This is a genomic window from Sagittula sp. P11 (assembly GCF_002814095.1).
Taxonomy (GTDB): Bacteria; Pseudomonadota; Alphaproteobacteria; order Rhodobacterales; family Rhodobacteraceae; genus Sagittula.
Genome location: NZ_CP021916.1, coordinates 36,662 through 49,412, shown reverse-complemented (window position 1 = coordinate 49,412; position 12,751 = coordinate 36,662). Strand labels below are relative to the sequence as shown.

13 protein-coding genes are annotated in these 12,751 nt (G+C 59.7%); 11 read left to right on the top strand and 2 right to left on the bottom strand.

The genetic code is table 11. The annotated features are described in order from the left end of the window. Positions 1–49: 49 nt before the first annotated feature. The 4 genes from CDO87_RS25295 to ccmI are packed head-to-tail and all read left to right on the top strand — an operon-like array spanning position 50 to position 4,243. Entirely contained in the window at positions 50–2,050 is a 2,001-nt protein-coding gene (locus CDO87_RS25295; protein WP_012187039.1) for a heme lyase CcmF/NrfE family subunit, read from the top strand. Positions 2,051–2,058: 8 nt separating this feature from the next. Continuing rightward, positions 2,059–2,625, top strand: coding sequence for a DsbE family thiol:disulfide interchange protein (locus CDO87_RS25290; protein WP_009807483.1), 567 nt, complete (start codon positions 2,059–2,061; stop codon positions 2,623–2,625). Next, positions 2,622–3,095: a cytochrome c-type biogenesis protein gene (locus CDO87_RS25285; RefSeq protein WP_009807484.1), complete on the top strand. Its 474-nt coding sequence runs from the start codon at positions 2,622–2,624 to the stop codon at positions 3,093–3,095. Before CDO87_RS25290 ends, CDO87_RS25285 begins: the two co-directional genes overlap by 4 nt. Further along, on the top strand, positions 3,092–4,243 hold the full coding sequence (ccmI, locus tag CDO87_RS25280) for a c-type cytochrome biogenesis protein CcmI (RefSeq protein ID WP_100931439.1): 1,152 nt from the start codon (positions 3,092–3,094) through the stop codon (positions 4,241–4,243). Before CDO87_RS25285 ends, ccmI begins: the two co-directional genes overlap by 4 nt. Positions 4,244–4,271: 28 nt before the next feature. Here the strand turns inward: ccmI and CDO87_RS25275 are convergent, their stop codons facing one another. Next, positions 4,272–6,401 (bottom strand): protein-disulfide reductase DsbD, encoded by a 2,130-nt coding sequence (locus CDO87_RS25275; RefSeq protein WP_009807485.1) that lies wholly within the window; start codon positions 6,399–6,401, stop codon positions 4,272–4,274. A 283-nt stretch (positions 6,402–6,684) separates the two neighbouring features. Next, positions 6,685–6,987, bottom strand: a complete 303-nt coding sequence (locus tag CDO87_RS25270; protein ID WP_007803398.1) for a DUF2933 domain-containing protein — start codon at positions 6,985–6,987, stop codon at positions 6,685–6,687. Between the two features lie 155 nt (positions 6,988–7,142). On the opposite strand from CDO87_RS25270, the gene CDO87_RS25265 reads away from it, so the two are divergent. From CDO87_RS25265 to CDO87_RS25235, 7 genes are all read left to right on the top strand, one after another. Beyond that, a complete protein-coding gene (locus tag CDO87_RS25265) occupies positions 7,143–7,703 on the top strand; it encodes a L,D-transpeptidase (RefSeq protein WP_009807486.1) in 561 nt (186 codons plus the stop codon). A gap of 28 nt (positions 7,704–7,731) precedes the next feature. Beyond that, positions 7,732–8,190: a cytochrome c gene (locus tag CDO87_RS25260; RefSeq protein ID WP_007803401.1), complete on the top strand. Its 459-nt coding sequence runs from the start codon at positions 7,732–7,734 to the stop codon at positions 8,188–8,190. Between the two features lie 369 nt (positions 8,191–8,559). Next, positions 8,560–9,153 (top strand): cytochrome c, encoded by a 594-nt coding sequence (locus CDO87_RS25255; RefSeq protein WP_007803403.1) that lies wholly within the window; start codon positions 8,560–8,562, stop codon positions 9,151–9,153. A gap of 2 nt (positions 9,154–9,155) precedes the next feature. After that, complete coding sequence (locus tag CDO87_RS25250) at positions 9,156–10,073, top strand: cytochrome c (RefSeq protein ID WP_007803405.1); 918 nt, start codon at positions 9,156–9,158, stop codon at positions 10,071–10,073. A gap of 43 nt (positions 10,074–10,116) precedes the next feature. Next, positions 10,117–11,511 (top strand): multicopper oxidase family protein, encoded by a 1,395-nt coding sequence (locus CDO87_RS25245; RefSeq protein ID WP_100931438.1) that lies wholly within the window; start codon positions 10,117–10,119, stop codon positions 11,509–11,511. Further along, the gene (locus tag CDO87_RS25240; RefSeq protein WP_100931437.1) at positions 11,508–11,990 is read left to right on the top strand and encodes a cytochrome c; all 483 of its coding nucleotides are present in this window, start codon (positions 11,508–11,510) and stop codon (positions 11,988–11,990) included. The genes CDO87_RS25245 and CDO87_RS25240 overlap by 4 nt, the downstream gene beginning before the upstream one ends. Position 11,991: 1 nt before the next feature. Further along, positions 11,992–12,723, top strand: a complete 732-nt coding sequence (locus CDO87_RS25235; RefSeq protein WP_009807488.1) for a DsbA family protein — start codon at positions 11,992–11,994, stop codon at positions 12,721–12,723. Positions 12,724–12,751 lie beyond the last annotated feature (28 nt).

Here is a 12,751-nt window from a genome sequence, read left to right as displayed (position 1 = left end):
CAAAGCCGTCCGACGCGACGCCCACCGACGCTGAATAGGAAAGAACGCCATGGTCCCGGAAATTGGTCACTTCGCACTGGCCCTCGCACTGGCGCTTGCGCTTGTTCAGAGTGTTCTACCGATTGCAGGTGCGTCGCGTAGAAATGCCGTCTGGATGAAATCCGCCCAGGCGACGGCAATAGGACAAGTGCTGTTTGTGGCCATCGCCTTCGCAGCGCTGATGCAGGCTTTCATCGTCAGCGATTTTACCGTCAGGAACGTCGTCGAGAACTCCCATTCGCTCAAGCCAATGCTCTACAAGGTGGCCGGGACCTGGGGCAGCCATGAGGGTTCGCTGCTGCTCTGGATCCTGATACTCGCGGTGTTCGGCGCGGGCGTCGCCTGGTTCGGATCGAACATCCCCGCCGAGACCAAGGCGCGCACCTTGTCGGTGCAGGCGTGGATCAGCGTCGGCTTCCTGTCCTTCCTGCTGCTGACGTCGAACCCCTTCGAGCGGGTGTTTCCGCCGCCGCTCGACGGCAATGACCTCAACCCGTTGCTTCAGGACATGGGTCTCGCCATGCACCCGCCGCTCTTGTATTTCGGGTATGTCGGCTTCTCCATCGTGTTTTCCTTTGCCGTTGCGGCTCTTCTGGAAGGGCGCGTCGATCCGGCCTGGGCCAGATGGGTCCGCCCGTGGACATTGGCCGCGTGGGTCAGCCTTACGGCAGGTATCGCTCTTGGATCGTGGTGGGCCTATTATGAACTGGGCTGGGGCGGCTGGTGGTTCTGGGACCCGGTCGAGAACGTGAGCTTCATGCCCTGGCTTCTGGGCACGGCGCTGCTGCATTCCGCCATCGTCACCGAAAAGCGCGACGCGTTCAAAAGCTGGACCATCCTACTTGCCATCCTGACTTTCTCGCTTTCGCTGCTCGGGACGTTCATCGTCCGGTCAGGCCTGCTTACATCCGTGCATGCCTTCGCCGTCGATCCAGAGCGCGGGCTTTACATTCTGGGTCTGCTGGCCGTGTCCATCGGTGGGTCGCTGGCGCTCTACGCCTGGCGGGCGCCCGAAATGGAGCCGGGTGGTCTGTTTCGCCCGATCAGCCGCGAGGCCGGGCTGCTCGTGAACAACCTCATTCTGGCCGCCGCTACGGGAACGGTCCTGTTCGGGACGCTTTATCCACTGATCCTGGAGGCTGTCACCGGGGACAAGATCTCGGTCGGTCCACCTTTCTTCAACGCGGCCTTCATTCCGATGATGCTGGCACTGGTCGTGTTCATGGGTCTTGGTCCATTCCTGTCGTGGAAGCGGGCTGATATCGCCGGTTTGCTCGATCGCATCCAATTCGTGGCCGTGCTGGCGGTCATTGCAGCCTTGGCCGCATGGTATCTTCTGAACGGTGGGCCGATCATGGCCTATCTTGCCATCCTCGGCGCAGCGTGGCTGCTTTTTGCGACCCTGCGGGAATGGGCGCTACGCATCCGTCTGTTCGAGGTTTCCCTTGCAGAGAGCGCGAGACGCGTGCGCAACCTGCCACGCGCCTCTCACGGTATGACGCTTGCCCATGCCGGCGTCGCTGTGTTGATGATGGGGATGATCGGCTCGACCGGATGGAAGAGTGAGGAGATCGTCTTTGCCGCCCCCGGGACCGAAGTCACGATCGCCGGGTTCGACATCACCTTCGAAGGGGCCGCAAAGGTTCAAGGGCCGAACTACATCGCGGATCGCGGCACCCTTGTGGTGCGTCGGGATGGCGAATTGGTCACGACACTTTTCCCGGAACGGCGGTATTACCCGGTCGCGGAAAGCCAGACGACGGAGTCGGCCATCCGCTCCACATTGGCGGGTGATCTCTATACGTCGATTGCAACGCCAGCCTCCGATCAAGTGAACAACGCCGGAGCATGGACCCTTCGGATCCTCTATGAACCGCTCGTCAACCTGATCTGGATCGGCTCGATCCTGCTGGTGATCGGTGGCTGTTTGTCCTTGTCGGATCGCCGTTTGAGGGTCGGGGCGCCGCGCCGTGCCAAACAGCCAGCCACCGATGCCGTTCCTGCCGAGTAGGAGAGAAGATGAAACGTCTCATTGCCGGGCTGCCGTTTATTGCGGCGGTCATATTCGGTGGGTTTTTTCTCTGGGGGCTCAATCCCGACCGGGATCCCAACGAGATCCCTTCCGTCCTGATCTCGCAACCGGCCCCGGCGTTCGACCTCGATCCCGTGCCGGGGTTGGAGACACCCGGCCTGGCCCGAAGCGATCTTGTCGGCAACGAACGACCGGTCGTGGTCAATGTCTTTGCGTCCTGGTGCGTGCCCTGCCGCGCGGAACATGCCGTGTTGACAAGATTTGTCGAACGAGACGGCATGCGGTTGTTCGGAATAAACTACAAAGACAAACCTGAGGATGCCGTGAAGTGGCTCAATGACCTCGGCAATCCCTACGAGCGGATCGGGTCCGACCTGTCGGGCCGGACCGGGATCGAATGGGGCCTGTCGGGCGTGCCGGAAACCTTCATCGTCGATAGCGATGGCACCGTTTTGTTTCGCTATGTCGGGCCGGTCGTGGGTCCGGACGCCGTCGAACGGTTCACGCAAGCCCTGAAGCAGGCAGGCGCACTGCCAAATGGAGCAGGTTCATGAGACAGTTGATTTTCGCGTTTTGCATCGGGCTCCTTCCCTTTGCCGCCAATGCGGTGGAACCGGACGAAATGCTGACCGACCCGGTATTGGAACAGCGTGCGCGGGAGATTTCCAAGGATCTACGATGCGTCGTCTGTCAGAACCAGGACATCGACAGTTCGAACGCGGGTGTGGCGCGGGACTTGCGTCTGCTCGTACGGGAGCGCCTGGTCGTTGGAGACAGCGACGCGGAGGTGATCGAATACATACGGGCGCGGTACGGGGATTACGTGCTGCTGAAACCGCCTCTGGAGCCTGCGACCTACGCGCTTTGGTTCGCTCCGATCGCTTTCGTTCTGATCGGGGTTTTCGTTGGTGGCGGGCTACTGATGAGTCGGCGAAAGCAAGAGGCATTTGAAGACTTGGGCTCGGAGGATGAGAACACCGTGTCCGAAATTCTCAGGCAAAACGAAGCGGGGGATGCGTCATGATCTGGGGTATTTTCGTTCTTTTGACGCTGGTCGCAATCGGAATTGTCCTCTACCCGCTGCTGCTGTCCAAATCGAACACTCTCACCAGAGGGGATGCGGTACCGGCGATCCTCGCCGATCAGATGCGGGAAATCCAACGAGACATGGACCGCGGTTTGATTTCTGAACAGGAAGCTCAAGCGGCCAGACTCGAGATCAAGAAACGGATCCTCGCGACGACCCGCAATTCGGAAGAAAAAGCCGGATCATCCCGTAATGGTGGCAGAGTCACTCTCGTTGTCGCGGCGGTCCTCGCGCCGGTTATTGCCGCGGGCTACTATCTGACGATGGGATCGCCGGAGGTTCCTTCAATGGCCTTCTCTGCCCGTGCAGAGGAGCGGGCACAGACTGATGAAGTGACGGCGCTGGCAATACAACTTCGCGAAAGGCTTGTATCCGATCCGACCGGCGGCCCTAGCGAAGGGTGGATGCTGTTGGGCCAGACCTATCAGCGCATGGGCAGAGCAGCCGATGCCGTCGAAGCCTTCGAAGTCGTTGCCGAACGGGAGGATGCCACCTCCGCGACATTCTCCATGCTGGCAGAGGCTGTCGCGGTTGCCAATGACGGCGTTGTTATTCCACGGGCGAAATTGGCCATTGATCGCGCTTTGGACCTTGACCCATCCAATCCTGCGGCAACCTACTTCGAGTCTCTGTATTACTTTCAGCAAGAAGAGACGCGTAAGGCCTACGATCTGCTTGTTTCACGACTGAATCAGGAAGAGGCTTACGTTCCCTGGATGGAGACCTATGCAGCGCAGATCAACCGGATTGCAGCGGCAGCTGACCTTCCGGTCGTCAATCTACCCAGCGGGCCGACGTCGCAACCAGGCCCGAGTGCCGCAGATGTCGCGGCGGCGTCGGAGATGAATGACGCGGATCGCGCGGAGTTCATCCGATCGATGGTCTCGCGGCTGGCCGAGCGTCTTGAGGATGAACCGGACGATCTGGATGGTTGGATGCGGCTGGCAAATGCCTATACCGTCCTTCAGGAGCCCGATCGCGCCGTTGAGGCCTACCGCAAGGCTGAAGCGCTGTTGGAGCAGCAGCCCGCCAGTGATCCTCGGCGTGCGGCGGTCCGTGCCGCGCTTGAGCGGCTCGGCGGCTGACTACTGCTCGGTGTCCCGGTCGAGCAGGTCACTCCTGTCCGGCAACCTTTGCGGAAACATCCCGACCACTGGCTTGCGCCAAGGCGTTCATCACGTCCTCGGTTTTTAGCAATTCGGACAGCACAATGCCGTTCGGTGCCGATGGTCCGTAGACGGCATTGAAGGGGATGCCGTATCTGCCGAAACTCTCAAGGTAGCGGGAAATGCGCGTGTCCGGGCGTGTCCAATCTGCCTGCATCGCCGTGACTCCAGGCGCTTCAAGCGCGCTCCGGACTGGCTCCCGATCGATGATAAGTGTCTTGTTCGCTTTGCAAGTCAGACACCAGTCAGCGGTCACATCGACAAAAACGACCTCTCCTGCGGACACGCGTTTCGCTATTTCCGAACGATCAAATGCGATCCAAGCCATTGCCAACTGCGGCGTCGAACGCGCAGGTGCTGATTGCTGCAAGAGAGGACCTGCGGCAATGGCCAGGACAAGGCTGGCTATGGCAATAGACCACCTGAATTGGGACTGCACATTCGGGAGAGATAGTATCAGAACGGCGAGACCGGACAACGCCGCGACCGCGATGACAGACGCAAGCCCGGCGACACCGTCGAGCACCCAGAACAGCCACACGGCGGTTGCAAGCAACAAAACCCCCATGACGCTTTTGATGATCAGCATCCATCGACCAGGCTTGGGCATGAATGCGACCAGACGCGGGAACGCGGCGATGACGAGATAGGGCAGGGCGAGGCCGAGCCCGAGGCTCGTAAAGACGATGAGGATGTCCACGCCACGCCCGGCCAAAGCAAAGGCCACCGCGGTGCCGAGGAACGGTGCCGAACAAGGCGTCGCCATGACGGCACCGAACATGCCAGTGAAAAAGTCGGCGGAATACCCGTTGCGTCCTCCGGCCCCTGCAAGCCGCGTCTGCATGCCGTGTGGAAGGGCGAACTCGAACGCTCCGAACAGATTTGCCGAAAAGACGAGCAGGACAGCGATCATCGCCGCAAGAAACAGCGGGCTTTGAAACTGCAAACCCCACCCGACGCTGAGGCCTGCCGTCTGGAGCGCCCAGAGGACGAGCGCCAGACCCCACATGAACGTCATGATGCCGGCGCTGGCAGCGACGAAACCGAACCGGACACGGGTTGTGTCGTGATCGGTGTGTTTGAGCACAGACGACACCTTGATGGACAGCACCGGCAGCACGCAGGGCATCACATTCAGGATCAATCCGCCCAGCAGCGCGATCGCGGCAATCCAGATCAGTTCCATCATGTCCGGTGTCGTGGCGGCCAGTTCAAAGGGTGGTGCTATTCCTTGCGCCACGCGATCCGCGATGATCGTGAAGGCCCGGTTCTCGCCGTCGGTGACGGTAATCGACGGAGCCACTGTCACATCCGTATTCGACGAGAGGATCGGCAAGCGCGCCCAAAGCAAACGATCCTCTTCTCCCAAACGGATATCGGGTTTGCCAAGCGCAACACCCATACCCAGTTCGGGAAACACATCCGGCGACTGGAGTGGTTCATCGACGCGAAGGCTGACGATCAACTCCGTGAGGTCTTCGTCGATGAAGGCATTTGCCTCGCTGACGCCGCTCGTCTTGGCCCCTTCGGGGACGCGCTCGGAAAACGTACCGATCAGCCCAGCCGAAGTGCTGTCGATGACGTTGCCCCGTCCGAGGCGAAGTGACAGGTCAAACTCTTCCGGGACACAGACATTGGAGCACACCAGCAGTTTGACCTGCGCGGAAAGAGTCACAGGTGCGCCGGGATCTTTGAGCGTTATGCGCAGCGGAAAGACGACTTCACCCGCATAACCAAAATTTTCGATGCCGAAGGCGGTGAAGCGCGTCGGGGCGGGCCACATGAATTCGACATCTGCGACGTTTTCGGAACCGCTCCATTCGACCGAAGGCGGTATTCCCACCTCGCCCGCCGACCGCCAATAGGTCTTCCAGTTTTCGTTCAGTTGAAGGTGAAGCCCGGCTGACAGAGTCTGTGTGTTCTCGGGAACGCCGTCCTGTACACTAATGAGATGCGCGGTGAGTGGCGCGCTCTGGTATTCAGCAGAGGTTGCTGCCGCGACACTTCCAGAGACAACGGCCAGGAGCACGAAGGGAATAAGCAAAACCCGTCGCAGGATCAAAAGGCAATCGATCAAGATACCTGCTTCCTTCCCATATTTTCCGCAGATTTCGCCAGGACGGCGGAAATTGCGTCAAAGTCCACCTGTGGCAAAACCCTGACGACCGTCCGCACAGACAATTCGCGCAACGCCAGTCGCAGAAGATGAAAGGGTTCGACACCCATCCGGCAGAAGGTCTGACGCTTGCTTCGTGGACACGATAGCCTTCAGATCTAGGCAGTCTGCAAGGCTTCCCGCGCAACCTCCAAGTAATGTAACCATCAACAGCAATACGAATACCTTTGCTTTCCCTCGCACATCACTGCCTGTTGCGGGCGACGCTAGGAATCACGGAACTTATGGGCTCGGGCGCTTCCTCGATAGTATCGTTTGCCTTGTCGGAATGGCACGATTTCCCCATGAATCTATGCATCACAAGATGCGCTCCAACGCACAACAGGAGCGGGGCGAAAGCCGATGCATTGCCCCACATACCCGCAAGCGTTCCGCCAGCGAGAAAAAAACCGATCACGGGCAACAGCATCACAATGCAACACGCCATCATTCCGTAATGCATGAGCTTGTCTGTAATCGGCTTATTCTTGGGATTTTCGTCGTCCATGACACCCTCTTTGTCTCGTTCCTGGCGTCATTTGCGACCCTCCAGCAGGGTAAGGTCAAGGATACAAATGGATACACTTCTCGCGGCCTTGTCAGGTTGCCTGATGCCGGGTCTCCCGTAAAAGACATGTACAAACCGTAGGCTAGGAGTGTGTCATGACGACATCGCGAAACAACAAGATCAATCGACGAAGCCTGTTGGGGTATGCGGCTGTCGCTTTGGTTGCACCAAGCGTGGTTCGAGCCGAAACCATTCGCCGCAACATTTCTTCTTTCCGAGTTCATGACTGGCAAGACCATTTCGACACGCTCGGCAAAGGGATCATCATCTCAGACACCGTGACGATGGCGCTACAGCACTGGACAGCGGACGGCGAGATGCGGATTTACCCGACATCCGTTCCGCTGACCGACGAACTCACCAAACGCGGTTACACTGAAGTGGTGGAAAAACGCAAAAACCCCAGTTGGGCGCCGACGCCCTCCATGCGGGAACGCAATCCGGAATGGCCGGCACGTATCGAGGGGGGTGATCCGGACAACCCCTTGGGTACTCGCGCACTGTACCTGTCGTGGCAGTACTACCGTATTCACGGGACACAGGACACGCGCAAGATCGGCCGCCGGTCGTCAAACGGCTGCATCGGTTTGTTCAACGAACAGATCGAGGAAGTCTACGAGCGAGCGCCTGTCGGCACTCAAGTCAAACTCATCTGACCCAACGGGCAAGGCGGAAGATACAGGCATGGACAAATTAACTGCGCTGATTGGTGCCGTTTTTGTTATCGGCGGGGGTTTTGCCGTTTGGCAGTTCGTTGGAGCCGAAGATTTAGCGGTTGGCCACTCCATGACGCCACCTGACACAAGCGAGATTGCCGAAGGCGATCCGATCGTCCAGGTCCAGCTGCCTGACGCACTCTCGCAGCAGGCGGCGCTTGGGAAGAACATATTCGAGGCAAAATGTTCCGAGTGTCACGGCGAAAATGCCGCCGGTCGCAACGGTGTTGCGCCGCCTCTCGTGCACAAGATCTACGAACCGAGCCACCATTCGGACATGGCTTTTGTTCTGGCAGCTCAAAACGGCGTCCGTGCACATCACTGGAATTTCGGTAATATGCCTAAGATCGAGGGATTGACCCAAGGAGACGTCAAGATGGTGGCCGCCTATGTCCGCGAATTGCAGCGGGCCAACGGGATCAACTGATGCGTTGGTCGAAGACGAACCGATGGATTCTGTCGGCCGTTTTCGGCCTTTTCCTTGTAGTTCTCGGGGTGCCAGAGGCGCCGGTATATCATGGTGAAACGTCGTTGGGGCAGGAATACCATGGTCACGAAGACGCAGGGCCATCGACCGAGGCCTCTGGCCACTGCCATCCAGGCCTCGATTGTTCTGTCCCGGCAGCGTTATTGCTTCAGCCGAACATGGCGTACGAGCCTTCTTTTCTGAAAGCCGTCATGCAAGACGGCGCGATCCAACGAACCGAATTGCGCCCGATCAGCGATCCTCCACCGCCCCGACGGTGGGTCTGATTTCACATCGCTCGAAAAGCAGACCCAAAGAAGGATCGAAGACATGAAAAAGACGACTATCGTAGCGGCAGTGTTGATTGCAGGTACTGCGGTCACGGCATTCGCGCATAGCGGTGCCACCGGCATCGTGAAAGAGCGCATGGATGCCATGCTTGCAATGGGGAAGGCGGTCAAGACCGTGGCCCCGATGATGCGGGGCGAAACGGCCTATGACGCAGAAACAGTGCGCGATGCCGCGCGCCTGTTCCAGCAGCACGCCGGTGAGAGCATGACAAAGCTGTTCCCAGAGGGCACAGGGGGCATGCCCTCGGAAGCCAAGGACGAGGTGTGGACCGACTGGGAGCGCTTCGCGGCATTGGCAAGTCAGCTGGAAGAATACTCTGAGGGCCTGGAACGCGCAGCCGACAATGGATTGGGCGGCATGAGCGGCAATACCTCCATGGATGGCGCCTCGATGATGGGCGGCGGGTCAATGATGGGAGGCGATACAACCATGATGGGCGGGAGCACGATGATGGGCCGAGGCGACATGATGGATGCGGCCGCCATTGCCGAAATGCCCGCCGACGCAGCATTCGCGATGACGACCCAGGTCTGTTCCGCATGCCATGAACGCTTCCGGGCGGAAGAAGACTGACCATGCGCCGGTTCTTGACACTCGTCAGCGGGGCCGCCGTGCTGGGCGCGGCCAGCCTCGGCGTCGTGATTGCATGGCCTGTCGGCAGTGCAGTGACTCCGATTGCAATAGAGGGCAATGTCGACCGGGGCGCATATCTGGCGCGCGCCAGTGGGTGCATTGCCTGTCATACCAATTTTGAAGCGGGCGGCGCACCACTTGCCGGAGGGGCGCCGCTCGAAACCCCGTTCGGAACGTTCTACCCGCCCAACCTGACGACAGACCCGGAACATGGCATGGGCGAATGGACGGCAGAACAGTTCGCAAAAGCCGTGCGGCAAGGCATCGGCCCCGATGGAACGCCGTACTATCCGTCTTTCCCGTACACCTTCTATGCGGATTTTTCTGATCAGGATATCGCTGACCTCTGGGCGGCGTTTCAAACCGTGCCGCCCGTGGACGAGCCTGCACCAGAAAATGATGTCAGCTTCCCATTCGACCAACGATGGGGGCTGAAGCTCTGGCGAGCGGCGTTCTTCTACGATCCGGATACCGAACCGATTGAAGGGCGAAGCGACGCATGGAATCGAGGACGGGAATTGGTGCGCGGTGCGGCACATTGCGGAGCCTGCCATACGCCGCGCAATCTTGCGGGAGGCCGCGATATCGGTGCTTCCTTTGCAGGCAACGCCCAGCTTCCCGGTGGCAGCAAGGCCCCCGCGATACGGCCAAAAGACCTGGTCAAAAATGACTGGACGGTTTCAAACCTCGCTTATGCGCTCCAGACCGGCATCACCCCTTCGGGCGATGCTTTCGGCGGCAGCATGGCGGAAGTGGTTCGCGAGGGAACTCGGTTTCTGACACCTGCCGATCGCGAAGCGATGGCGCTTTTCCTGCTGAACAAGGACACGGTCGAGGCGGAGAACCCCGCGTCGAACTAACACCACGCGGGGGCAACACGCCCCCGCTTTCTCGAGGATCGAAATGAGACAAACACGTCGGGATTTCTTGCGCCATGCAACACTGGCGGCCTGCGCGGCGGCCATCCCGCAGTCGGCTTTTGCCGCGACCCCGTTCGAGGACCTGATTGCCAAGGTTGCACGTCGACAGCTTCTTCCGGACACCTACCCGGAAACAGAGATCTGGGGCTATGACGGCCTCGTTCCGGCCCCGGAAATCAGGGTCACACAAGGCGATCGGGTGCGTCGCAGGTTTCGCAACGAGGTACCCGATCCCAGTTCGGTTCACTGGCACGGAATCCGGATCGACAACGCGATGGATGGCGTTTCAGGGCTGACCCAAGAGGCCGTAGCGCCGGGTGGAACCTTTGACTACGACTTCGTCGTACCGGACGCGGGCACCTATTGGTATCACGCGCATAATCGCTCATACGAGCAAGTCGCGCGTGGTCTGCGCGGTGCCTTGATCGTCGAAGAGGTCGATGGACCGGACATCGACCGCGAGGAAGTCATCGTTCTGGAGGACTGGTTGCTCGACCCTGAGAGCGGGCAGCTGTTCGACAATTTCGAACAGCCCATGATGATGAGCCACGGTGGACGTACCGGCAACTTTATCACGACCAACGGGCGCTATGACCTGACCTTGCCCGCGCAGCGCAACGAGCGCATTCGCTTGCGGATCATCAACGCAGCAAGCGCTCGAATTTTCCCGCTGAGGCTCTCTGGATTCAGTGGCTGGACGGTGGCCGTGGATGGAATGCCAACCGGCCAACCCCAGTCGGTTGACGGCGAGTTGATCCTCGGCCCGGCACAGCGCGTCGACTTAATTGTGGATGTGACCGAAGACGAAGGCGGCACCGCCCAATTGCTTCGCATCGGCGATGATGATCAACTGACCCCGTTGGTGAGTTTTCTGGTCAACGGCACAGCCAGTTCAGTACCAAGAGGCAAGCCACTGCCGTTGCCGCCGAACCCCGCGGCACACGCCCCGGACCTTGCCGATGCGCGTGATTTGCGACTGGTCATGTCCGGCGGGGCAATGGGGCGAATGGAGTCCGCATTGCTTGGCGGGGAACGTCTTGGATTCCGTCAGCTTGCCCAAGCGGGCAAATTCTGGGCCCTGAATGATGTCGCCGAAATGACCTACACGCCACTGGCCGATCTATCCCTGAACGAGCCGGTGCGCCTGAAGATCGAGAACCAGACCGTTTTCCCACATGCGATGCACCTGCACGGGATGCATTTCCGCGAGCTGCGCCCCGACGGCGCGTTCGGGCCGATGCGGGACACGATCCTGTTGGCCGGCAACGAGTCCCGGGAGATCGCCTTTACGGCAGACAATCCCGGCAAGTGGCTGTTCCATTGCCACATGCTCAGCCACGCCGCATCTGGCATGACAACCTGGATACGGGTCACATGAAATATCTCGTTTGGTCCCTTCCGATCACTGTCGCAGCAGCCGCCTTCACGTATTGGCTCTCGACCAGTGCATCCTCGGATGTCGGCAGCGCGTCCAGGGCGGAGAGCTACGACATCGAAGAAGGCGCGTTGCTCTACGCAGAAAACTGTGCGTCTTGTCATGGCGCGGGTCTGGAAGGCCAGCCGGAATGGCGAACGCCCGGCGCGGATGGGCGCCTGCCAGCACCACCACATGATGAGACGGGTCACACCTGGCATCATCCTGACAGCCTGCTCTTCGATTACACAAAACTGGGGGGTGCGGCGCTTCTGGCGCGTCAGGGCGTCGAATTCGACAGTGGCATGCCCGGTTTCGCAGACGTGCTGACCGACCAGCAAATTCACAACATCCTGGCCTTCATCCGGTCCACCTGGCCAGACCGCATCCGCGAAGTCCAGGCCGCGCGGACAGAAGCCGACGAACAACGGGGAGAGAACTAAAATGCGTTTCAGACAAGCCTTCACGACGGTCGCGATAGCTGCCTTGCTTCCGATACCGGCACTCGCGGACGAACTGTCAGAGTCCCGGGTCAAGGAACTTGTGCTCGAGGCAATCCGCGAGAACCCGGAGATTGTCATGGAGGCCGTGGCGATCCTCGAACAAAGGCAGGCGCAAGCGCAGGAGCTCAGTCAGGCCCAAGTTCTGAATGACCAGCGCGATCTGATCGAGAACGATCCGAATGCGCCGGTTCTCGGCAACCTGGAAGGGGACGTCACTGTTGTGGAATTTTTCGACTACAACTGTCCCTATTGTCGGCGGGTCAAACCCGAGGTGCGGGCTTTGATCGAAGACGATCCCAACATTCGCCTCGTCTATCGTGAATGGCCCATTCTCGGAGACGGATCGGTGTTTGCCGCGAAAGCGGCCTTGGCAGCGCGCAAGCAGGACAAATACGAAGAGTTTCACTGGGCAATGATGGGGCTGGAAGGCCGCGCGGAAGAGGCCTCCGTGCTGCGCGTGGCCGAGGAGATCGGCCTGGATATCGCGCAGTTGCGCAAGGACATGGAGGCCCCCGAGGTCGAAGAGCACATTGCGACCTCCATGCAACTGACCCAAGCTCTGGGCTTTAACGGCACGCCGTCTTTCGTGATCGGGGATGCGCTGGTCCCGGGCTTCGTCGAAAAGGCGCAGCTTGCCGACTTGGTCGAGGAAGCCCGCAAAGTCGAAGACTGAAATTCTGTGCCCGGACCACCCTTGGGTG

What these genes read in the sequence shown, in the direction of transcription:
- CDO87_RS25295 (WP_012187039.1), top strand. Translation starts at nt 50, where the DNA reads ATGGTCCCGGAAATTGGTCACTTCGCACTGGCCCTCGCACTGGCGCTT.
- CDO87_RS25290 (WP_009807483.1), top strand. Translation starts at nt 2,059, where the DNA reads ATGAAACGTCTCATTGCCGGGCTGCCGTTTATTGCGGCGGTCATATTC.
- CDO87_RS25285 (WP_009807484.1), top strand. Translation starts at nt 2,622, where the DNA reads ATGAGACAGTTGATTTTCGCGTTTTGCATCGGGCTCCTTCCCTTTGCC.
- ccmI (WP_100931439.1), top strand. Translation starts at nt 3,092, where the DNA reads ATGATCTGGGGTATTTTCGTTCTTTTGACGCTGGTCGCAATCGGAATT.
- CDO87_RS25270 (WP_007803398.1), bottom strand. Translation starts at nt 6,987, where the DNA reads ATGGACGACGAAAATCCCAAGAATAAGCCGATTACAGACAAGCTCATG.
- CDO87_RS25265 (WP_009807486.1), top strand. Translation starts at nt 7,143, where the DNA reads ATGACGACATCGCGAAACAACAAGATCAATCGACGAAGCCTGTTGGGG.
- CDO87_RS25260 (WP_007803401.1), top strand. Translation starts at nt 7,732, where the DNA reads ATGGACAAATTAACTGCGCTGATTGGTGCCGTTTTTGTTATCGGCGGG.
- CDO87_RS25255 (WP_007803403.1), top strand. Translation starts at nt 8,560, where the DNA reads ATGAAAAAGACGACTATCGTAGCGGCAGTGTTGATTGCAGGTACTGCG.
- CDO87_RS25250 (WP_007803405.1), top strand. Translation starts at nt 9,156, where the DNA reads ATGCGCCGGTTCTTGACACTCGTCAGCGGGGCCGCCGTGCTGGGCGCG.
- CDO87_RS25245 (WP_100931438.1), top strand. Translation starts at nt 10,117, where the DNA reads ATGAGACAAACACGTCGGGATTTCTTGCGCCATGCAACACTGGCGGCC.
- CDO87_RS25240 (WP_100931437.1), top strand. Translation starts at nt 11,508, where the DNA reads ATGAAATATCTCGTTTGGTCCCTTCCGATCACTGTCGCAGCAGCCGCC.
- CDO87_RS25235 (WP_009807488.1), top strand. Translation starts at nt 11,992, where the DNA reads ATGCGTTTCAGACAAGCCTTCACGACGGTCGCGATAGCTGCCTTGCTT.